Genomic DNA, 20079 nt, shown 5'->3' on the forward strand with positions numbered 1-20079 from the left:
TTATCAGCTCCCCATTGGACCTTGCTCATGACCGACCCACTCCACATCCCCTGCCCCCACTGCAACGGCCTCAACCGCATTCCCGCCACGCGTCTCGACGATCATCCAAAATGCGGTCGCTGCAAAGCCGAAGTCCTGCTGAACAAGCCGTTTGAATTGAAGCAAGGCGACTACGCCAGCCAGATCAAGGGCGATCTGCCGCTGCTGGTGGATGTGTGGGCGGACTGGTGCGGGCCGTGCAAGTCGTTTGCACCGGTGTTCGAGCAGGCAGCCGGGCAACTGGAGGGCAAGTGTCGGCTGGCCAAACTGGACAGCGAGGCGAACCAGCAGTTGTCGGCGCAATTGGGGATTCGCTCGATTCCGAGCCTGATCCTGTTCAAGAACGGCCGGGAAGTCGCCCGGCAGAGCGGGGCTTTCCCGTTACCGCAACTGATGGGCTGGTTGCGTAGCCAGGGGATCTGAAGCACCACAGACCCTGTGGGAGCGAGCTTGCTCGCGATGAGGGCTTCATATTCAACATCTCTGTTGACTGATAAACCGCTATCGTCGGAACGCCGCCCGGAGCAAGCTCGCTCCCACAGGTTTTTCAGGCGTTTTCCAGCAAGTTGTGCAGCTCAACGAATTGCTGGGTCAGCTTGTGCCGCGGGTCGAGATGGATCAGCGGCGTGTTGGCCTGGTGGGATTCGCGCATGCGTACCGAGCTGGCCAGGTACACCGGCAACACTGGCAGGCCTTCGGCGATCAGTTCGTCGAGGATTTGCTGGGGCAGGCTGGCGCGGGCCTGGAACTGGTTGACGACGATGCCTTCGACTTCCAGGCCTTCGTTATGGTCGTCCTTCAACTCTTCGATTTCGGCCATCAGGCCGTACAGTGCCTGGCGTGAAAAACTGTCGCAATCGAAGGGAATCAACACACGATCGGCGGCAATCAACGCTGAAACCGCATAGAAATTCAGCGCGGGCGGAGTATCGAGGTAAATCCGGTCGTAGTCTTCGCCCAGTTCTTCAAGCAACTTACGCAGCTTGTTGATCTTGTGCTTGGCCTCAAGCTTTGGCTGCAAGTCCGCCAGCTCGGCGGTGGCGGTAATGACATGGAGGTTATCGAACGGGGTTTCGTAGATGTCGACCTGATTCTTTTTGGAGAACGGCCCGGAAGACAGCGTCTGCTTGAAGAAGTCGGCGATGCCCATCGGGATATCGCTACCGGTGAGCCCCGTCAGGTACTGTGTGGAGTTGGCCTGGGCATCGAGATCCACCAACAAGGTGCGAAAACCCTCGCTGGCACTGACCGCCGCCAGATTGCAGGCAATGCTGGATTTGCCAACGCCACCTTTCTGATTGAACACCACGCGCCGCATGTCAAAACCTCCGTGTACCAAAGAATGACCGAGTGTAGTGGTCCACCGCGTTGCTTCGCTACCTTGTCGGCAAAGGGACTACACAGTCAGTTGCCTTCTCTTGCTTGAAAAGCCCTGAACGGTTCGGCGATTCGACGCCAGAACCGACAGACGGAGCAAAAAACCTTGTGAATAATTACCAATCGTTCAATTTTTTCGAGTCAGCCGCTTCATCTTATTGAGCAAAATGTAACCAGCATTTGCTACACGTTCCCGGCACCGGGATAATGCGCGCCACTCGGCGCCAAACGCCACGCAGGGTAAGTCTCGGCCCTCGGCCACTCCCCCGCGTCAAGTAAGCCCGTGAGGGTGGGATGAATGTCTGTGATCAACTTCAACATCGCCCAATGGCGCGCCTGGGCCCCAGGGCTTGAAAGCGTGAGCGATTGGCAGGCCTGGAGCCGACAACCGGCCGTGCTGCCGGACAGCGATGCCGCTCCCGACGTTTCTTTTCTGCCGGCCATGCAGCGCCGCCGGCTCAGCCGCCTGGCGCGGATGGCCTTCAGTGTCGGCTGGCCATTGGCCGAAGGTCGGCAGGATCTGCCATTGGTCTTTGTTTCCCGTCACGGCGAAACGCCCCGCACCGTCGACATTCTCAGTGATCTGGCCGCCGATCAGCCGCTGTCGCCGACCCGGTTCAGCTTGTCGGTGCATAACGCGATCATTGGCTTGTGGTCGATCATGCGCGGTGAAACCAGTGAAATGACGGCCCTGGCCGCCGCAGGCGATGGCCTGGAACACGGCATGCTGGAAGCTGCCGCGCTGCTGGCTGAAGGCGCTCGCGCGGTACTGCTGGTGGTCACCGAAGAGCAGCCGCCCGAGGCTTACTCAACCTGGATCGACGACGTGCCGTTCCCTTATGCCGTCGGCCTGCTGATCACTCCCGGTACCGACTGGCAGTTGTCCCTGAACAGCCCCTCGGATGTGTTGTCCAAATCCCGCTGGCCACACGCGCTGAATCTGTTGCGTATGCTGCTCGGCCAGCAAACCACCTGCCAACATGCCTGGAAAAATCGTGTATGGACCTGGCAACGCAACCCGTGACCGAGAAAAACCGCGACGCCTATTACTGGCGTTTGCTGGCCACCGCCGCGAGCTTTGCCCTGTTCGGGCTGGGCGGGCTGTGCCTGCGCTTGGTGATTTTCCCTGTGCTGAACTGCCTGCCGGGCGACGCCCGGACCCATCGGCTGCGGGCCCGGCAAACGGTCAGCCGCTGTTTCTGGATTTTCGTGCGTTTCATGGCCCGCACCGGCGTACTGACCTACACCATTGAAGGCGCGGAAAAACTCGGTCGCCCCGGGCAAATGATCATTGCCAATCACCCGTCGCTGATCGACGTGGTGTTTCTGATCGGCCTGGTGCGTCATGCCAACTGCGTGGTCAAGCAAAGCCTCTGGGAAAACCCTTTCACCCGCGGACCGCTGCGCTGCACCGAATACATCAGCAACGACGGCAGCATGGACATGCTCGACGCCGCTGCCGACGCGCTGAAAGACGGCCAGACCCTGATCATTTTCCCGGAAGGTACGCGCACCCAACCCGGCCAGGCGCCGGCCTTTCATCGGGGCGCCGCGGCAATCGCCCTGCGGGGTGCGAAAATCCTCACCCCGGTCATTATCAAGGTCAACCCGACCACATTGACCAAGGCCGAGCCCTGGTATCGCATCCCCAAGCGGCGCGTGCACTTCAGTTTCCGGGTCGGTGCCGATATAGATCCACAGACTTTCGCCACGCAGGGGCCGGCTCCGCAAGCCTCGCGCAAGCTCAACGATTATCTACATTCTTACTTTATTAAGGAGCTCGCCGAAGATGAGCGATCTGCACCGTGATATCAAAATGCTTATCATCGACGCCCTTGGCCTGGAAGACATCAGTGCCGACGACATCGGCAACGAACAGACGCTGTTCGGCGAAGGCCTGGGCCTGGACTCGGTGGACGCACTGGAACTGGGCCTGGCCATCCAGAAAAAGTACGGCATCAAGATCGACGCCGATGCCAAGGACACACGTAATCACTTCAGTAACGTGGCGAGCCTTGCGGCGTTCGTCACCGCAAAACAGGCAGCTTGAGACCGGACCATGCAAACTCGTGACGACATTTTCAACACCCTGCGCGATGCCCTGGTCGAGCTTTTCGAACTGGACCCTGAGCGTGTGAGTCTGGAATCCAACCTGTATCAGGACCTGGAAATCGACAGCATCGATGCGGTCGACCTGATTGATCACATCAAACGTCAGACCGGCAAGAAAATCGCCGCCGAAGAATTCAAATCGGTGCGTACCGTCAGTGACGTGGTCGAGGCGGTCTACCGTCTGGTTCAACCGGCCGCATGAATCGACTGATTGGCCTCGGCCTGCTGCTGGCAGGCCTTTTGTATCCCTTTGCGGTGTATTTCGGCATGGAGCATTTCGCCCCGTGGCAGTTCGGTCTGCTGCTGGGCGGACTGTGGCTGGCCCGGGCACTGACCGGCAAACGTCGGCCTGGCAGCCTGTGGATGGCCACGGTGGCCATTGTGTTCTGCCTGTTGCTGGCACTGTTCGACAGCCCGGCGCTGTTGCGTTGGTATCCGGTGTTGATCAGCGCCTTCATGTTGGCGCTGTTCGGATCGAGCCTGACATTCGGCCCACCGATCGTTGAACGCCTGGCCCGGGTACGCGAGCCGCAATTGCCGGCCGAGGGCATTCGCTATACCCGTCAGGTAACCATCGCCTGGAGCGTTTTTTTTCTCTGCAACGGTGTGTGCGCCGCCGCCCTGACCCTCTGGGCGCCGCTGAGCTGGTGGACGCTGTACACCGGCCTGATTTCCTACGGATTGATAGGCCTGATGTTTGCCATTGAATGGCTGATAAGACTAAGGGTACGAGGCCGCCCATGAATTGGATAAAACTTGAGCACCTGCTGCTCAAGGCTCCGCCGGAGCGCGCCGTAGCGACCGCTCCGGCACTGGATCACGCCCAACTGTGCGAACAGGCGCTGCGCCTGGCCGCCGGCCTGCAAGCCCGGGGTGTCCGGCAGATGGCCGTGCACCTCGAGGATGCCGCCGATCTGGCGATCGCGTTGCTTGGCGCCTGGCGTGCCGGGGTCAGTGTGTTGCTGCCGCCTGACCTGCAACCACAGACTCGCCAACGTTGGTCAGATGATGTCGATCTGTGGCTGACCGATCAGCCCGGCGATGCGCACCTTGGCGATTTCCAACAGCCGCCGCTCAGTGCCGCCGCGCTGGATCTCGATCAATGCAAACTCAGCCTGTGCACGTCGGGCTCCAGTGGCGAACCCAAGCGCATCGAAAAAAACCTGCGCCAACTGGCCAATGAAGTCGAAGCCCTGGAACAGCTGTGGGGCGCCGACCTGGGCCCGGCGTGCATCATTGGCAGCGTCGCCACCCAGCACATCTACGGTCTGCTGTTTCGGGTGCTGTGGCCGCTGTGCGCCGGGCGCCCGTTCGTACGTCGGCAGCTGGCCTTTCCGGAAGACCTGCAACGCGCCAGCCGCGAGTACCCGGCCTTCGCCTGGGTGGCCAGCCCGGCGTTGCTCAAGCGCATGGGCGACAACCTCGACTGGCCTGCCTTGAGCTCAGTGCGCCGGGTTTTTTCCTCCGGCGGTGCATTGCCGGTCGAGGCCGCACAGAGCCTTCACGAACGTCTGGGGCAATGGCCAACGGAAATTTTCGGCAGTTCGGAAACCGGCGGAATCGCCTGGCGTCAGGGCGCTGAACTCTGGCGGCCCTTTGCCGAAGTCACGCTGACTCAAGACAGTGATGGCGCGCTGTTGATCGCTTCGCCCTACTTGCCTGGCGGTCATGTCGAACAGACTGCCGATTCGGCGCGCATCGCCGTCGATGGGCGCTTCGAATTGCTCGGGCGACTGGACCGGATCGTCAAACTGGAAGAAAAACGCATCTCGCTGCCAATGCTGGAACAGGCGCTGACAGCCCATGAATGGGTCGTCGAAGCGCGGCTCGGTGTCATTCAGGAAAACCGTGCCTCCCTGGGAGCGTTGCTGGTGCTGAGCGAGGCCGGTTTGCATGTGCTGCGCAATCAGGGTCGACGCAGTCTCACCGAGCAACTGCGCCAGCACCTGAGCCAACACTGCGAAGCCCTGGCCTTGCCAAGACGCTGGCGCCTGCTGCGACAACTGCCGATGAACACCCAGGGCAAACTGCCCCAGGCCGACGTCAATGCCTTGCTGTTGGCACCGCGCCCCAAAGCGCCTGAGGTGCTGGAGCAAGTCGAAAGCCATGGCGAGTGGAGCCTGCAACTGGCCGTGCCACCGGACCTGGCCTATTTCAGCGGTCATTTCCCCACGGCGCCGGTATTGCCTGGCGTGGTGCAGGTGGACTGGGCGCTGAGCCTGGGCCAGCAATTGATGAACCTGCCGAAAAAATTCGCCGGCATGGAAGTCTTGAAGTTCCAGCAACTGGTGCGCCCGGGCGATGAGATCCAGCTGCACCTGCGCTTTGACCCGGTACGCGGCAAACTGTACTTCGCCTATCGCAACGAAACCGCCACTTGCTCAAGCGGGCGGATCTTGCTGGAGGTGGCGCATGCATAGCCCCTGCGCCATCATCCCGGTGTACAACCACGAAGACGCAATCACCACGGTGGTCGATGCCCTGATCGCCAGCCATCTGCCGTGCATTCTGGTGGACGATGCCAGCAGCCCGCGCTGCGCCCGGGTGCTGGATCGCCTGGCCCAGCGTGAAATGGTTTACCTGATCCGCCTCGCCGAAAACCAGGGCAAGGGTGGCGCGGTCATGACCGGCTTGCGCGAAGCTTCGCGCCTGGGTTTCAGCCATGCCTTGCAGGTGGATGCCGATGGTCAGCACGACTTGCAGGACGTCAAACGCTTCATCGAACAATCACGCCGCTACCCACAGGCGGTGATTTGCGGTTATCCGCTATATGACGCCAGCGTGCCGAAAGGCCGTTTATATGCGCGCTACCTGACCCACGTCATGGTCTGGATCAACACCCTGTCGTTGCAGATTCGCGACTCCATGTGCGGTTTCCGGGTCTACCCATTGCCACCGGTTCTGGCGTTGATCGAGTCAGCGAAAATCGGCAAGCGCATGGACTTCGACTCGGACATCCTGGTGCGCCTGGCTTGGCGCAATCTGCCGATGCAATGGCTGCAAACCAAAGTCCATTACCCGCTGGACGGCGTTTCGCATTTTCGGATGTTCCACGACAACGTGCTGATTTCCAGCATGCACACGCGGCTGTTCTTTGGCATGTTGCTGCGGGCGCCAGTGATCCTCTGGCGACGGTGGCGGGCATGAGCGCAGACAAACAACACTGGGCCGACCGCGAAGAACGGGGCAGTTTCTGGCTGATGAAGCTCACCGCCTTCGGCGCCAAAGTGCTGGGCCGTCGGGTACTGAGCCCCGTGTTGTACGGCATCGTCTTGTATTTTTTCCTGTTCGGTCGCAGCGCACGCAAAAGTGCCTGGCAATATCAACAACGCCTGGCCGACTGGAGCGGACGCAGCGAGCTACGCCCGAGCCATTGGCGGGTGTTTGGCCAGTTCATTGCCTTCGCCGATTCCATGCTCGACAAACTCGACGTCTGGAACGGCAAGCTGAGCATCGAACAAATCGAAATCATCGACCCGGCGCTGCTGCGCGATCAGTTGCGCGGTGCCCGCGGGCAGATGCTGGTGGGCGCCCACCTGGGCAATCTGGAAGTCTGCCGCGCACTGGCGGAAATCGGTGAAAAGGTCACGATGAACGTGCTGGTGCACACCAAGCACGCCGAACAGTTCAACCGTTTGCTGGGCGAAGCCGGGGCGACCAATTTGCGCCTGATCCAGGTCAGCGAGCTCGACCCCGGGATCATGCTGCAACTGAGCGAGCGCCTGGAGCGTGGCGAGTGGCTGGCGATTGCCGGCGACCGCGTGCCGCTGCATGGCGGACGCAGCGTGACCGTGGACTTCCTCGGTCATCCGGCCAGGTTCCCCCAGGGCTCGTGGCTGCTGGCCGGTTTGCTGAAATGCCCGGTCAACCTGCTGCTGTGCCTGAAAAAGCCCGACGGCGATTATCGACTGAGCATTGAGCCGTTCGCTGAGGCAATCACCTGGAAACGCAGCGACCGCGAACAGGTCATTCATCAGTGGGCCTCCCGCTACGCCGAACGCTTGGGTCACTATTGCCTCGAAGCGCCCCAACAATGGTTCAACTTTTACCCTTTCTGGAAGACCGATGACGACGCCAACGCTTGAGCCGGTAACCTTCGGCGAACGCCCTTTGCGCATTGAAGATGTGCTGGCACTGGCCAACCGCAAGGTGCCGACGCAGTTGCAAAGCGATCCCGCCTACCGCGAGCGCATCGCCAAGGGCGCGCGTTTTCTGGACTCTCTGCTGGACAAGGAAGGCGTGATCTACGGTGTGACCACCGGTTACGGCGATTCCTGCGTGGTCGCGGTGCCACTGCATCACGTCGAGGCGCTGCCCCGTCATCTGTACACCTTCCACGGCTGCGGCCTGGGCAAACTGCTCGACGCCCAGGCCACTCGCGCGGTACTGGCGGCGCGTTTGCAGTCGTTGTGCCACGGTGTGTCCGGGGTGCGCGTGGAGTTGCTGGAGCGCCTGCAGGCGTTCCTTGAACACGACATCCTGCCGCTGATTCCGGAAGAAGGTTCGGTGGGCGCCAGTGGTGATCTGACGCCGCTTTCGTACGTTGCCGCCACGCTGTCCGGCGAACGCGAAGTGATGTTCCGCGGCGAGCGCCGGCAGGCCGCCGATGTCCACCGCGAACTCGGCTGGCAACCACTGGTGTTGCGTCCGAAAGAAGCCCTGGCGTTGATGAACGGTACCGCGGTGATGACCGGCCTGGCCTGCCTGGCGTACGCCCGCGCCGATTACCTGCTGCAACTGGCCACGCGCATCACCGCGCTGAACGTGGTCGCCCTGCAGGGTAACCCGGAGCACTTCGACGAGCGCCTGTTCGCCGCCAAGCCACACCCGGGGCAGATGCAGGTCGCCGCGTGGTTGCGCCAGGATCTGGCCATCGACGCACCGACCGCGCCCTTGCATCGCCTGCAAGACCGTTATTCCCTGCGCTGCGCACCCCACGTGCTGGGCGTACTGGCCGACAGCCTGAACTGGCTGCGTTCGTTCATCGAGATCGAGCTCAACAGCGCCAACGACAACCCGATCATCGACGCTGAGGCTGAGCGTGTGCTGCACGGTGGGCACTTCTACGGCGGCCACATCGCGTTCGCCATGGACAGCCTGAAAAACCTCGTGGCCAACGTCGCCGACCTGCTGGACCGGCAACTCGCGCTGCTGGTGGACGAGCGCTATAACCATGGCTTGCCGAGCAACCTGTCCGGCGCCACGGCTGACCGCGCCATGCTCAACCATGGTTTCAAGGCGGTGCAGATCGGCACCAGTGCCTGGACCGCCGAAGCGCTGAAAAACACCATGCCGGCCAGTGTCTTTTCGCGCTCCACCGAATGCCACAACCAGGACAAAGTCAGCATGGGCACCATTGCCGCCAGGGATGCGATCCGCGTGCTGGAGCTCACTGAACAGGTGGCGGCCGCCACGCTGCTGGCGGCCAATCAGGGTGTCTGGCTGCGCGGTCAGGCTGAAGATGCACGACCACTGCCACCCGCATTGGCCGCCATGCATGAAGCCTTGGCCAAGGACTTCCCACCGGTCATCGAAGACCGCGCGCTGGAAGGCGAATTGCGCCTGTGCCTGCTACGCATCGCCGAACAACACTGGAGGCTGCATGCGTAGCAAGGGATTTCTCTACACCGACACGGAAATCGTCGTACCGTTCTTTGACGTCGACAGCATGCACGTGGTCTGGCACGGCCATTACGTCAAATACCTGGAAGTCGCCCGCTGTGCGCTGCTGGACAAGATCGGACACAACTACACGGCGATGAACGAGTCAGGCTACGCGTGGCCGGTGATCGACCTGCAATTGCGCTACGTGCGCGGTGCGGTGTTCGGCCAGACACTCAACGTGCGCGCCAACCTGGTGGAGTGGGAGAACCGCTTGAAGATCAACTACCTGATCAGCGACCTGCAAACCGGCGAACGTTTGACCCGGGCCATGTCGGTACAAGTCGCCGTCGACCTCGCCAGCCGCGAGATGCAACTGGCCTCGCCGACAGTGTTCACCGACGCCGTAGAGAGAGCTCTGCGATGATTTTCTACCCCTCCCGCGTCCCTGTAGGAGCGAGCTTGCTCGCGATGGTCGTTAACGATGACACCGGGCACCTGACAGTCCGCGGCGCCCTCAGGTTTTTCGCGAGCAAGCTCGCTCCTACAGTGTTCTGCGTGCTACTGGGCATTCCTGGACTAGCCCATGCCTTCGACCTGCAACAACTCAGCGATCAACTGGCCCGGCCCGAGGTGATCCACGGCAACTTCATCCAGGAAAAACACCTGCGCGCCCTGCCCCAGCCGCTGGTCAGCAAGGGCACGTTCGTCCTGGCAAAAAACCACGGCTTGTTGTGGTTGCTGAAAACGCCACTGCAACAGGACTATCGCATCACCGCCAAAGGCATTGCCCGGCGTGACGGCATTGTTTGGCAAATGCTGCCGGGCAAAAGCGCCGGTGCCGAGCAGAACCGTTTGTTCCTGGCCGTGCTGCAAGGTGACAGCAGCGGCCTGCAACGGGATTTCGAATTGTCCCTGAGCGGCGATGCACAGAACTGGAAGCTCACGCTGGTGCCGCGCTCAATGCTGCTCAAGCAGGTGTTCAACCAGATCAACATTGCCGGCGCAGAACTGGTCCACAGCATCGAACTGCTCGAAACCCAGGGCGACAGTACGTTGTTGCGCATGCAGGACAGCACCAGCGCCCAACCCTTGAGCGACGCGGAGCAACATGACTTTGCCGAGTGAACGGTGGTTGCCACGGCTGTTCCTGATCCTGCTGCTGGCCGTACTGGCGCTCGCCGGTTGGCAATGGCGTGGCGCCGCGCCGCTGTCGGCCAACCTGATGGATCTGGCGCCCGGCACGGCGCCCGATGCCCTGGAACTGCGCGCCGAACAACGCATGCAGGAACCGCTGAACCGTGAAATGCTGGTGCTGGTCGGCCACACCGATCGCCTGCAGGCCGTCGCCATGGCGCAGACCCTCGGCGAGCAATGGCAGGCCAGCGGAATATTCGAAAAGGTCCAGTGGACCCTGCAAGCCGACTTGCCGGCACTGCGCACGCAGTTGCTGCAAGGTCGCCTGGCGATGCTCCAGGCGGCGGACCGACAACTGCTGATCGAGCACCCCGACACCTTTATCCAGCAACGGGTGCAGGCGTTGTTCGACCCGTTCAACGGTTACAGCCTGGTGCCGAGCCAGGACGACTGGCTGGGCCTGACCGGGCGCATCCAGAACAGCCAGCCGCAACGCGGTTCGGTGCAACTGGACATCGGCAGCGGCGCCCTGGTCGCTGATGCCGATGGCAAGAGCTGGGTGCTGCTGCGCGCGCGCACCACCGGCAACGCCTTCGACATGAACCTGCCGCTGCAAGTAGCCGACCTGCTCGAGCACAGTCGCGAAGAAGCCGCCCGGCACGACGTGCAACTGCTCGCCGCCAGCGGCTTGTTGTACGCAGCCAACGGGCAACAGCAGGCTGCCCGGGAGATGACCTGGGTCGGGGGCGGTGCCACCGTCGGGATTCTGCTGTTGCTGTTGTTGGCCTTCCGGCGCTGGCGCGTCTTGCTGGCGTTCGTGCCGGTGGTGGTCGGCATGCTCTTCGGAGCGGTGGCCTGCGTGGCGTTGTTCGGCCATATGCACGTGATGACGCTGGTGCTGGGCTCGAGCCTGATCGGTGTTGCCGTCGATTATCCGCTGCATTACCTGTCCAAGAGTTGGAGCCTGAAACCCTGGCACAGCTGGCCTGCCCTGCGCATGACCTTGCCCGGATTGACCCTGAGCCTGATCACCAGCGGTATCGGCTATCTGGCCCTGGCCTGGACCCCCTTCCCGGCGCTGACCCAGATTGCCGCATTCTCTGCCGCCGGCTTGCTCGGCGCCTATCTGTCCGCGGTGTGCCTGCTGCCGGCATTACTCAAGGGCGTAGACCTGCGCCCGGCGCAGTGGCCATTGCGTGTTTGCGAGCTTTTGCTGGACTGTCGTGAAGCGCTGCTCAAACAGGCGAAAACACCCGTCTTGCTGGCGCTGCTGATTGCCTTTTGCGTGGGCGGACTGTTACAGCTCGGCAGCAAAAACGACATCCGCCAGTGGATCAGCGCGCCGCAACAATTGACCGACGAAGCCCGGACCATTGCCCGGATCACCGGCTATCAACCCACCAGCCAGTTCTTCCTGATACGCGCCGCCAATCAGCAGCAGTTGCTCGAACGCCAAACCGCCCTGAGAGAGCGACTGGATCAATTGATTGGCCTGGAAAAGCTCCAGGGCTATCTGTCGCTCAATCAACTGGTCAGCCCGCCGAACGAACAGCAACAGGTGCGCGCAGCATTGAGCAAACTGCCGTCGTTCTGGCAACCGTTGCTCGACATCGGCATACCGGCTGAGGCGCTGCAAGCCGAGCTAACGAAGTTACAGGCATTGCCTGTCGAGGACATCGACGCCGCGCTGGCCGGCCCGTTGGCAGAACCCTACCGGGCCCTGTGGCTGGGGCCGACCGATGACGGCGTGGCGGCGATGGTCAGCCTGCAAGGCATCAACAACCCCGCCTTGCTGCGGCTCCAGGGTGAGGATTTACCCGGCGTGACACTGGTGGATCGACTGGGTGAATTGAACAATGTGTTCGCGGCCACCCAAATCAGTGCCGCGGAACTGAAACTCGCCTCCTGCGTGCTGATCGTGCTGGTGCTGATCCTGCCCTTCGGCCTCGGCGGCGCGTTGCGCATCGTGTCCCTGCCACTGCTGGCAGCGCTGTGCAGCCTGGCCAGCCTCGGCTGGCTCGGGCAGCCGTTGACCCTGTTCAGTCTGTTCGGGCTGTTGCTGGTAACGGCGATCAGCGTCGATTACGCGATCCTGATGCGCGAACAGGTCGGTGGCGCGGCCGTGAGCCTGCTCGGCACCCTGCTGGCGGCGTTGACCACCTGGCTGTCGTTCGGCCTGCTGGCGGTATCGAGTACCCCGGCGGTGAGCAACTTCGGACTGTCGGTGAGCCTGGGCCTGATCTTCAGCTTCCTGCTCGCGCCGTGGGCCGGTCAACAGGTGCATGAGCCCACGGCCGTGGAGCGGGCAGCGTGATGGTCGTGCTGTTCTGGGCGATGGCGCTGGCGTTGTTCGCGGTGGCGACCCGTGTCGGCCGGCATTTCGGCCTGATTCCCATCGTCAGCCAGTTGTTGCTGGCGACCCTCGGCTTGCCACTGTTGATGTATTTCTGGATCGAGCCCCAATGGCAATTGAGCGGTGCGCTGCTGGTGTCGCCGGGCTGGCTGAAGAACCTCTACAGCCTGAGCTTTGCCCTGTTGCTGGGCTACATCCTCAGCGATGTGATCGACCTGCAACTGGATCGCCAGAGCCTGAAAATCGCCCTGCCCAGCTTTTGCCTTCCGTTTGCCTGCGGCCTGGCCACGGCGGTCTGGTTGTTGCCGGCGCAACCGTGGATCAGTTCGCTGGCCGTCGGCCTGTTGTTCGCCATCACCGCGATTCCGGTGTTGTACCTGTACCTGCGGCACATCGATTACCCACCCGCCGCCACCCGGCGACTGGTGCAAACCGCGATCCTCATCGACCTCGCCTGCTGGACCCTGTTCGGCATCGCCCAAGGCAGCCTGCACCTGAGCAGCCTGTTGCTGCCGCTGGCCGGCGCGTGCCTGCCGGTGCTGCTGCGGTTGCTCGGCTTGCGCCAGACATGGCTTTACAGCCTGAGCTTTTTCGCCCTGCTGGTCTTCGCCGAACACTTCAAGCTCAATGCGCTGATTTTCGGCATTGGCTATGTGTTGATCATGGCCGCACTGAAAGCGCCGCTGGTGCTGCCGTTGCCGGCCTTGTGGATGATCCGGTTGCAGACGTACATCGCCATCCCGCTGATCCTCACGTTCGGCATCGTGCAGATCAACGTGCACAACGCGATCGACAGCCTCGGCTGGGGGCAACTGCTGGCCCTGCTGCTGTTGCCGATGCTGAGCAAACTGCTCGGTAACTGGCTCGGCCTCGGCTGGGCCGGGGCCTCGTTCCAGGGCGCCAGCCGTTGGCGGGAAAGTGTGCTGCTGAACATCCGCGGCTTGAGTGAGATCGTCTTTCTCAACCTGCTGCTGCAACAGCAACTCATCAGCCCGCCGCTGTACTTTGCCCTGATGCTGATGGGCCTGATCGCTACACTGCTGCCTGCCCTGACCGGCATGCACCGAATCCCCCTGAAAGCCGCTGTCCCGGCAAGGAGCCCCCATGCCAACCGTTGAAATGGAATGTCGCCAGGTCGTGGTCATCGGCGCCGGTCCATCCGGTGCCATCGCCGCCGCGCTGCTCAAGCGCAAGGGCCACGATGTGCTGGTGATCGAGCGTCAGCATTTCCCACGGTTCTCCATCGGTGAAAGCCTGTTGGCCCATTGCCTGGATTTCGTCGAAGAAGCGGGCATGCTCGACGCCGTCAACGCGGCGGGTTTCCAGTTGAAAACCGGTGCCGCGTTTGCCTGGGGCGAGCACTACAGCGCGTTTGATTTCGGCGAGACGTTCAGCCACGGCAAGTCGACGACATTTCAGGTCCAGCGCGCCGATTTCGATAAGCTGCTGGCCGATCAGGCCACGCTGCAAGGTGTGGAGATCCGCTATGGCGAAACCATCGTCAGCGTCGACATTGAGCCCGGAAAACCGCAGCTCGGCGTGCGCCGCGAAGACGGTAGCGAATACCGCATCGAGGCTGATTTCCTGCTCGATGCCAGTGGTTACGGCCGCGTGCTGCCGCGCTTGCTCGACCTCGAGGCACCGTCGAATTTCCCGGTGCGTCAGGCCGTGTTCACTCACGTCGAAGACCGTATCGACCTCCCGGCCTTCGACCGCAGCAAGATCCTGGTGACCACTCATCCGTCCCAGCGCGACGTGTGGTTCTGGACCATCCCGTTCAGCAATGGGCGCTGCTCGGTCGGCGTGGTCGCCGCCGAGGAACGTTTCGCCGGCCGCAGCGACAATCTGGACGAGTGTCTGCGCGGCTTTATCGCCGAGACGCCAAGCCTGGCCAGCGTGTTGCAAAATGCGCAGTGGGACACCGAGGCCCGGACCATCGGCGGTTACTCGGCCAACGTCAAAACCCTGCACGGCCCGGGCTTCGCGCTGCTGGGCAATGCCGCGGAATTCCTCGACCCGGTGTTTTCCTCCGGCGTGACTATTGCCATGCGTTCGGCAAGCATGGCCGCCGGGGTGTTGCACCGTCAGTTGCAAGGCGAAGCCGTCGACTGGCAAACCGAGTTCGCCGAACCGCTCAAGCGCGGCGTCGACACGTTCCGTTGCTATGTCGAAGGCTGGTACGCCGGGACTTTCCAGGATGTGATCTTCCATGAGGGCAGTTCGCCGGAAATCCGCGGGATGATCAGCTCCATTCTTGCCGGGTACGCCTGGGACCGACGCAACCCGTTCGTCAGCGAAGCCAGGCGCCGGTTGAAGGTGATATCGGAGTTCTGTGCGATGGATGCGTCATGAACTACTTGAGCGACCACTACGTCGAAGAAACCCGTTTCGGTTTGTGGTTCCTGCGCAGCCGGATCTGGCAACACTATGTGCTGCGGTTGGCGATCGACGATTTGCGCAACCTGTTCAGCGAAGCGCTACCGGTTAGCCCGGTGTTGCTGGATGCCGGTTGCGGCCAGGGCAAGTCATTCCCGCTACTGCACCAGGCCTTTGCGCCCGGTCGTCTGATTGGCGTCGATGCTGATCCCCAGAGCCTGGACCAGAGCCGCGCAGAAGCGGCCCGCCAGGGCATGGCAGTGGAGTTGATCGGCAGTGACTGCGCCAGCCTCAACCTGCCGGACGCCTGTATCGACCTGCTGTTCTGTCACCAGACCTTCCATCATCTGGTGGAGCAGGAACAGGCACTGGCCGAGTTCTATCGCGTGCTCAAACCCGGCGGTTATTTGCTGTTCGCCGAATCCACCGAGGCTTACATTGATACCTGGGTGATCCGCTGGTTGTTCCGCCACCCCATGCATGTGCAGAAAAGCGCCCCGCAGTATCTGCAAATGATTCGCCAGCAGGGTTTCGAATTTACCGAGAAAAACGTGTCTTATCCGTACCTGTGGTGGAGTCGCGCCAAAGACTTCGGCCTGCTCGAACAATTGGGTGTGTGCAAGCCAAAACCCTTTGGCCAACGGGAAGAAACCCTGGTCAATGTGGTGGCGCGCAAACCTTTTGAAGGAACTGTGTGATGTTGATTACCCGTCGCTTGAACTGCACAACCTGTGGGAGCGAGCCTGCTCGCGATAGCGGTGGGTCAGTCAAAATGGATGTCGACTATAAAGCCGCCATCGCGAGCAGGTCGAATCGTCGCACCGTCGCTCCTACAGGGGTAACCGGTGCTATGCGATTTCTGTTAATCGCCGCGGCCCTGCTGCTGAGCGCCTGCGCCGGCCGGGCGCCGCTGCCCGAAAAAAATCCGGATCTGCCGTTGCCGCTGCAACTGCACATCCAGCTCTTACAGCCCGACGATCGCCAGGACTGGATACTGGTGATCCAGCGTGAAGAGGCGGGTATTCGCTGGTCGATGATGGACCTGCTGGGCATTCCCCAGGCCCGCCAGAAACTGGTCGATAAAACCTGGGAGTCCGATGGTTTCTTGCCACCCAATCCGCGAGCCCGCGAGCTGTTCGCGGCGCTGCTGTTTGCGCTGACGCCGAAAGACGAACTGGCGGCCAACTATCCCGACGCCTGGCAGCACGGCAGACAACGGTCCCTGCCCGAGCGCTGGGACATTCGCTACGCACAACCGCAGAATTTTGAATTGAAGTTTCCAAGTGGTCCGACCTATCAAGTCACGCCCCTGACGGGTGAAACGCCATGACGGCTTACCTCAATGCCCTCGGATTGGTCTGCGCGCTGGGCCGCGACAAGCAGGAAGTGGCCAACAAGCTCTTTGCCGGCGACTGCGGCGGCATGCGCGAACAGACCGGGTGGGTGCCTGAACGCACGCTGCCGGTCGGCGCGGTCCAGGGCAAACTGGCAAGCATTCCAACCGACATGTCACGCCATCACAGTCGCAACAATCAGTTGTTGCTGGAAGCCACGCTGCAAATCCGCGCGGACATCGACAGCGCGATCCAGACCTACGGCCGCGACCGCATCGGTGTCGTGCTGGGCACCAGCACCTCGGGCATCGACGAGGCCAGCCAGGGCCTGGCGCATTACCTGCGCGAAAAGCAGTTCCCTGCCGAGTACGACTATCAGCAACAGGAACTCGGGGCACCAGCGAACTTCCTCGCCGAGTGGCTGCAATTGAGCGGGCCGGCCTATGTCATTTCCACGGCCTGCACTTCCAGCGCCCGAGCCTTGATGAGCGCCCAGCGCCTGTTGGACCTGGGCATTTGCGACGCGGTGCTGTGTGGCGGTGTCGACACCTTGTGCAAACTGACCCTCAACGGTTTCTCGGCGCTGGAAGCGGTCTCGGAACAACGCTGCAATCCGTTTTCGGTGAACCGCAATGGCATCAACATTGGCGAAGCGGCGGTGCTGTTCCTGATGACCAGGCGTGCAGGCGACAGCCAAGCGATTGCCTTGCTCGGCAGCGGCGCCAGCTCCGATGCCCATCACATCTCCGCCCCGGAGCCGAGCGGTCGTGGCGCCCTGCAAGCGATGCGCAAAGCCTTGGGCCGCGCCAACCTGCAACCGGGGCAGATCGCTTATCTGAACCTGCACGGCACCGCCACCCAGCACAACGACGCCATGGAGAGCCAGGCCGTGGCGACGCTGTTCCCGGCTGGCGTTCTCTGTTCGTCGAGCAAACCCATGACCGGCCACACCCTCGGTGCAGCCGGGGCGCTGGAGGCAGCGTTCTGCTGGTTGAGCCTGAGCCCGGACAATCGCACGCACGCCCTGCCGCCGCACGTCTGGGACGGGCAGCCCGACCCCGAACTGCCACCGCTGCAATGGGTGACCCCGGCCACTCGCCTGACGTCCATTGCACCCCGCTACCTGATGAGCAATTCCTTTGCCTTCGGTGGCAACAACGTCAGCCTGATTATCGGAGACGCCCCATGATTGACTGGCCGCTCGCCGAACTGCTGCCCCACGCTGGCGATATGATCCTTATCGATCAGATCCTGGCGTTCGATGAAGAGCAGATTCACACCCGCCTGACCGTCAAGCCCGATGGCCTGTTCAACCTCCCCGACGGCAGCCTGCCGGCCTGGGTCGGCATCGAACTGATGGCCCAGAGCGTGGCCGCCTTCGCCGGCTGCCATGCGCGTCAGCGTGGTGATGCGGTGGAATTGGGCTTCCTGCTCGGCAGCCGTAAATTCGAATGCAACGTTGAAAGTTTTCCGGCCGGCACCGAATTGACCATCCACGGGATTCGCTCCCTGGAAGACGATAACGGCATGGGCGTGTTCGAGTGCCACATCAACGCCCCCGGGATCCACGTTACCGCTCGTCTGAACGTGTTCCGCCCACCCCAGGCCGCTCAATATCTCCATGAACCCGAAGGAGTCCAGTCATGACTGAATCCATACTGGTCACCGGCTCCAGCCGTGGCATCGGCCGCGCCATCGCCTTGCGCCTGGCCCAGGCCGGGCACGACATCGTGTTGCATTGCCGCAGCGGCCTGGCCGACGCCGAAGCCGTCAAGGGTGAAGTCGAGGCCTTGGGCCGTCGTGCGCGCATCCTGCAGTTCGATGTGGCCGACCGCGCCCGTTGCAAGGAAACTCTCGAAGCCGACGTAGAAGCCCACGGCGCCTATTACGGCGTGGTGCTCAATGCCGGCCTGACCCGCGACGGTGCCTTTCCGGCCCTCAGCGAGGAGGATTGGGATGTGGTGATGCGCACCAATCTCGACGGTTTCTACAACGTGCTGCACCCCGTGATGATGCCGATGATCCGTCGTCGCGCCGCCGGGCGGATTGTCTGCATCACCTCGGTATCGGGACTGATCGGCAACCGTGGCCAGGTCAACTACAGTGCCTCCAAGGCCGGGCTGATCGGTGCGGCCAAGGCATTGGCGATCGAACTGGGCAAGCGCAAAATCACCGTTAACTGTGTCGCACCCGGCCTGATCGACACAGCCATGCTCGACGAAAACGTGCCGGTGGAAGAACTGATGAAAATGATCCCGGCACAACGCATGGGCACCCCTGAAGAGGTGGCCGGCGCGGTGAATTTCCTGATGTCGGCGGAAGCCTCGTACATCACCCGGCAGGTTCTGGCCGTCAACGGAGGCCTGTGCTGATGAAGCGCGTCGTCGTCACCGGCATGGCCGGCATCACCTCACTGGGCAGCGACTGGGAGACCATCGTCGGCAACTTCGCGGCCAACCGCAGCGGCATCCGCCGGATGGACGAGTGGGATCGTTTTACCGAGCTCAACACGCGCCTGGCTGGCCCCATCGATGACTTCAAGGTCCCAAGCCATTGGACCCGCAAGCAACTGCGCAGCATGGGCCGGGTTTCACGGTTTGCCGTGGGCGCAGCCGAGCAAGCGTTGGCCGACGCCGGCCTGTTGGGCGACGAGTCGATCAAGGACGGGCGCATGGGCGTCGCCTGCGGCTCCTCCACCGGCAGCACCGACGAGATCAAGGCGTTCGGCAACATGCTGCTCAACTCGGTGGCCGAGGGCCTGAACGCCAACTCCTACGTGCGCATGATGCCGCACACCACGGCAGCCAATATCAGCATCTTCTTCGGCCTCACCGGTCGCCTGATTCCCACCTCCAGCGCCTGCACCAGCGGCAGCCAGGGCATCGGCTATGCCTACGAGGCGATCAAGTTCGGGCGCCTGCCACTGATGCTCGCCGGCGGCGCCGAGGAGCTGTGCCCGACCGAAGCCATGGTCTTCGACGCGCTCTACGCCACCAGCCTGAAAAACGACACCCCACAACGCAGCCCGCGCCCTTACGACACCGCACGCGACGGCCTGGTGATCGGTGAGGGCGGCGGCATGCTGGTGCTCGAAGAACTGGAACACGCCTTGGCCCGTGGAGCGCGCATCCATGCCGAGATCGTCGGTTTCGGCAGCAACGCCGACGGCCAGCACACCACTCGCCCCGAACAAATCACTATGCGCCGGGCCATGGAACTGGCCCTGGAAGACGCCGGGCTGAAACCATCGGACATTGGCTACGTCAACGGCCACGGCACCGCCACCGAACAGGGCGACATCGCCGAAACCCTGGCCACCAGCAGCCTGTTCGGCGAACACATGCCGATCAGCTCGCAGAAAAGCTTCCTCGGCCACACCCTCGGCGCCTGCGGTGCGCTGGAGTCCTGGTTCAGCATTGAAATGATGAACAGCGACCTGTACGCCCACACCTTCAACCTCGACGAAGTCGACCCGCATTGCGGCAAGCTCGACTACCTGCGCGGCGAGTTTCGGCAGATGAGTAATCGGTACGTGATGAACAATAACTTTGCGTTTGGCGGGGTGAATACTTCGCTGATTTTCAAGCGCTGGTCGTAAGGCCAGAATCGAGTAGGAGGCGGTCTCGCGACCGCCGTCCTCTCACACCACCGTACGTACGGCTCCGTATACGGCGGTTCAGATTATGCGATTAAGCCGGTTTACCGTATCCAATATCGAGACCAAACCGAGTCCATCCCAAAGTTTCTTTG

Annotated in this window: 22 protein-coding genes; 21 read left to right on the forward strand and 1 reads right to left on the reverse strand. The window is 62.1% G+C overall.

Annotation, left to right across the window (positions count from 1 at the left end; translation table 11 throughout):
- The first annotated feature begins 27 nt into the window (after window positions 1-27).
- Window positions 28-462 carry a thioredoxin TrxC gene (gene trxC / locus AC1DKH_RS16590; RefSeq protein WP_477764439.1) on the forward strand — a complete coding sequence of 145 codons (435 nt, stop codon included), beginning with the start codon at window positions 28-30 and terminating at the stop codon, window positions 460-462.
- A 124-nt stretch (window positions 463-586) separates the two neighbouring features.
- Here trxC and AC1DKH_RS16595 read toward each other — a convergent pair whose 3' ends face one another.
- Window positions 587-1357, reverse strand: coding sequence for a ParA family protein (locus AC1DKH_RS16595; RefSeq protein ID WP_477798686.1), 771 nt, complete (start codon window positions 1355-1357; stop codon window positions 587-589).
- 357 nt (window positions 1358-1714) lie between these two features.
- Between AC1DKH_RS16595 and AC1DKH_RS16600 the strand changes: the two genes are divergently transcribed.
- The 20 genes from AC1DKH_RS16600 to AC1DKH_RS16695 are packed head-to-tail and all read left to right on the forward strand — an operon-like array spanning window position 1715 to window position 19927.
- Window positions 1715-2440, forward strand: a complete 726-nt coding sequence (locus tag AC1DKH_RS16600; RefSeq protein WP_477752136.1) for a beta-ketoacyl synthase chain length factor — start codon at window positions 1715-1717, stop codon at window positions 2438-2440.
- On the forward strand, window positions 2416-3225 hold the full coding sequence (locus tag AC1DKH_RS16605; protein WP_477752137.1) for a lysophospholipid acyltransferase family protein: 810 nt from the start codon (window positions 2416-2418) through the stop codon (window positions 3223-3225). Before AC1DKH_RS16600 ends, AC1DKH_RS16605 begins: the two co-directional genes overlap by 25 nt.
- Complete coding sequence (locus tag AC1DKH_RS16610; protein WP_108216271.1) at window positions 3206-3466, forward strand: phosphopantetheine-binding protein; 261 nt, start codon at window positions 3206-3208, stop codon at window positions 3464-3466. Before AC1DKH_RS16605 ends, AC1DKH_RS16610 begins: the two co-directional genes overlap by 20 nt.
- A 9-nt stretch (window positions 3467-3475) precedes the next feature.
- Window positions 3476-3730, forward strand: a complete 255-nt coding sequence (locus AC1DKH_RS16615) for an acyl carrier protein (protein WP_007992314.1) — start codon at window positions 3476-3478, stop codon at window positions 3728-3730.
- The gene (locus AC1DKH_RS16620; protein ID WP_477752138.1) at window positions 3727-4272 is read left to right on the forward strand and encodes a COG4648 family protein; all 546 of its coding nucleotides are present in this window, start codon (window positions 3727-3729) and stop codon (window positions 4270-4272) included. Before AC1DKH_RS16615 ends, AC1DKH_RS16620 begins: the two co-directional genes overlap by 4 nt.
- Window positions 4269-5948: an ApeI family dehydratase gene (locus AC1DKH_RS16625; RefSeq protein WP_477798687.1), complete on the forward strand. Its 1680-nt coding sequence runs from the start codon at window positions 4269-4271 to the stop codon at window positions 5946-5948. The genes AC1DKH_RS16620 and AC1DKH_RS16625 overlap by 4 nt, the downstream gene beginning before the upstream one ends.
- Window positions 5941-6675, forward strand: coding sequence for a glycosyltransferase family 2 protein (locus AC1DKH_RS16630; protein WP_477752140.1), 735 nt, complete (start codon window positions 5941-5943; stop codon window positions 6673-6675). The genes AC1DKH_RS16625 and AC1DKH_RS16630 overlap by 8 nt, the downstream gene beginning before the upstream one ends.
- Complete coding sequence (locus AC1DKH_RS16635) at window positions 6672-7613, forward strand: LpxL/LpxP family acyltransferase (protein WP_477798688.1); 942 nt, start codon at window positions 6672-6674, stop codon at window positions 7611-7613. Before AC1DKH_RS16630 ends, AC1DKH_RS16635 begins: the two co-directional genes overlap by 4 nt.
- Window positions 7594-9138 carry an HAL/PAL/TAL family ammonia-lyase gene (locus AC1DKH_RS16640; protein ID WP_477798689.1) on the forward strand — a complete coding sequence of 515 codons (1545 nt, stop codon included), beginning with the start codon at window positions 7594-7596 and terminating at the stop codon, window positions 9136-9138. The genes AC1DKH_RS16635 and AC1DKH_RS16640 overlap by 20 nt, the downstream gene beginning before the upstream one ends.
- Window positions 9131-9556 carry an acyl-CoA thioesterase gene (locus tag AC1DKH_RS16645; RefSeq protein WP_477752143.1) on the forward strand — a complete coding sequence of 142 codons (426 nt, stop codon included), beginning with the start codon at window positions 9131-9133 and terminating at the stop codon, window positions 9554-9556. The genes AC1DKH_RS16640 and AC1DKH_RS16645 overlap by 8 nt, the downstream gene beginning before the upstream one ends.
- On the forward strand, window positions 9553-10257 hold the full coding sequence (locus AC1DKH_RS16650) for an outer membrane lipoprotein carrier protein LolA (protein ID WP_477798690.1): 705 nt from the start codon (window positions 9553-9555) through the stop codon (window positions 10255-10257). Before AC1DKH_RS16645 ends, AC1DKH_RS16650 begins: the two co-directional genes overlap by 4 nt.
- Window positions 10241-12580 (forward strand): MMPL family transporter, encoded by a 2340-nt coding sequence (locus AC1DKH_RS16655; RefSeq protein ID WP_477798691.1) that lies wholly within the window; start codon window positions 10241-10243, stop codon window positions 12578-12580. Before AC1DKH_RS16650 ends, AC1DKH_RS16655 begins: the two co-directional genes overlap by 17 nt.
- On the forward strand, window positions 12580-13737 hold the full coding sequence (locus AC1DKH_RS16660; RefSeq protein WP_477798700.1) for a sodium:proton antiporter: 1158 nt from the start codon (window positions 12580-12582) through the stop codon (window positions 13735-13737). The genes AC1DKH_RS16655 and AC1DKH_RS16660 overlap by 1 nt, the downstream gene beginning before the upstream one ends.
- A complete protein-coding gene (locus AC1DKH_RS16665) occupies window positions 13724-14971 on the forward strand; it encodes an NAD(P)/FAD-dependent oxidoreductase (RefSeq protein ID WP_477798692.1) in 1248 nt (415 codons plus the stop codon). Before AC1DKH_RS16660 ends, AC1DKH_RS16665 begins: the two co-directional genes overlap by 14 nt.
- A complete protein-coding gene (locus tag AC1DKH_RS16670; protein WP_477798693.1) occupies window positions 14968-15693 on the forward strand; it encodes a class I SAM-dependent methyltransferase in 726 nt (241 codons plus the stop codon). The genes AC1DKH_RS16665 and AC1DKH_RS16670 overlap by 4 nt, the downstream gene beginning before the upstream one ends.
- Window positions 15693-16325, forward strand: a complete 633-nt coding sequence (locus tag AC1DKH_RS16675) for a hypothetical protein (protein ID WP_477798701.1) — start codon at window positions 15693-15695, stop codon at window positions 16323-16325. Before AC1DKH_RS16670 ends, AC1DKH_RS16675 begins: the two co-directional genes overlap by 1 nt.
- A complete protein-coding gene (locus tag AC1DKH_RS16680) occupies window positions 16322-17518 on the forward strand; it encodes a beta-ketoacyl-[acyl-carrier-protein] synthase family protein (RefSeq protein ID WP_477798694.1) in 1197 nt (398 codons plus the stop codon). The genes AC1DKH_RS16675 and AC1DKH_RS16680 overlap by 4 nt, the downstream gene beginning before the upstream one ends.
- Window positions 17515-17976 carry a hotdog family protein gene (locus AC1DKH_RS16685; protein ID WP_007997352.1) on the forward strand — a complete coding sequence of 154 codons (462 nt, stop codon included), beginning with the start codon at window positions 17515-17517 and terminating at the stop codon, window positions 17974-17976. The genes AC1DKH_RS16680 and AC1DKH_RS16685 overlap by 4 nt, the downstream gene beginning before the upstream one ends.
- Entirely contained in the window at window positions 17973-18701 is a 729-nt protein-coding gene (fabG, locus tag AC1DKH_RS16690) for a 3-oxoacyl-ACP reductase FabG (RefSeq protein WP_477798695.1), read from the forward strand. The genes AC1DKH_RS16685 and fabG overlap by 4 nt, the downstream gene beginning before the upstream one ends.
- On the forward strand, window positions 18701-19927 hold the full coding sequence (locus AC1DKH_RS16695; protein WP_477798696.1) for a beta-ketoacyl-ACP synthase: 1227 nt from the start codon (window positions 18701-18703) through the stop codon (window positions 19925-19927). Before fabG ends, AC1DKH_RS16695 begins: the two co-directional genes overlap by 1 nt.
- Window positions 19928-20079: the final 152 nt, after the last annotated feature.

Source organism: Pseudomonas sp. 05L36, from assembly GCF_056398125.1.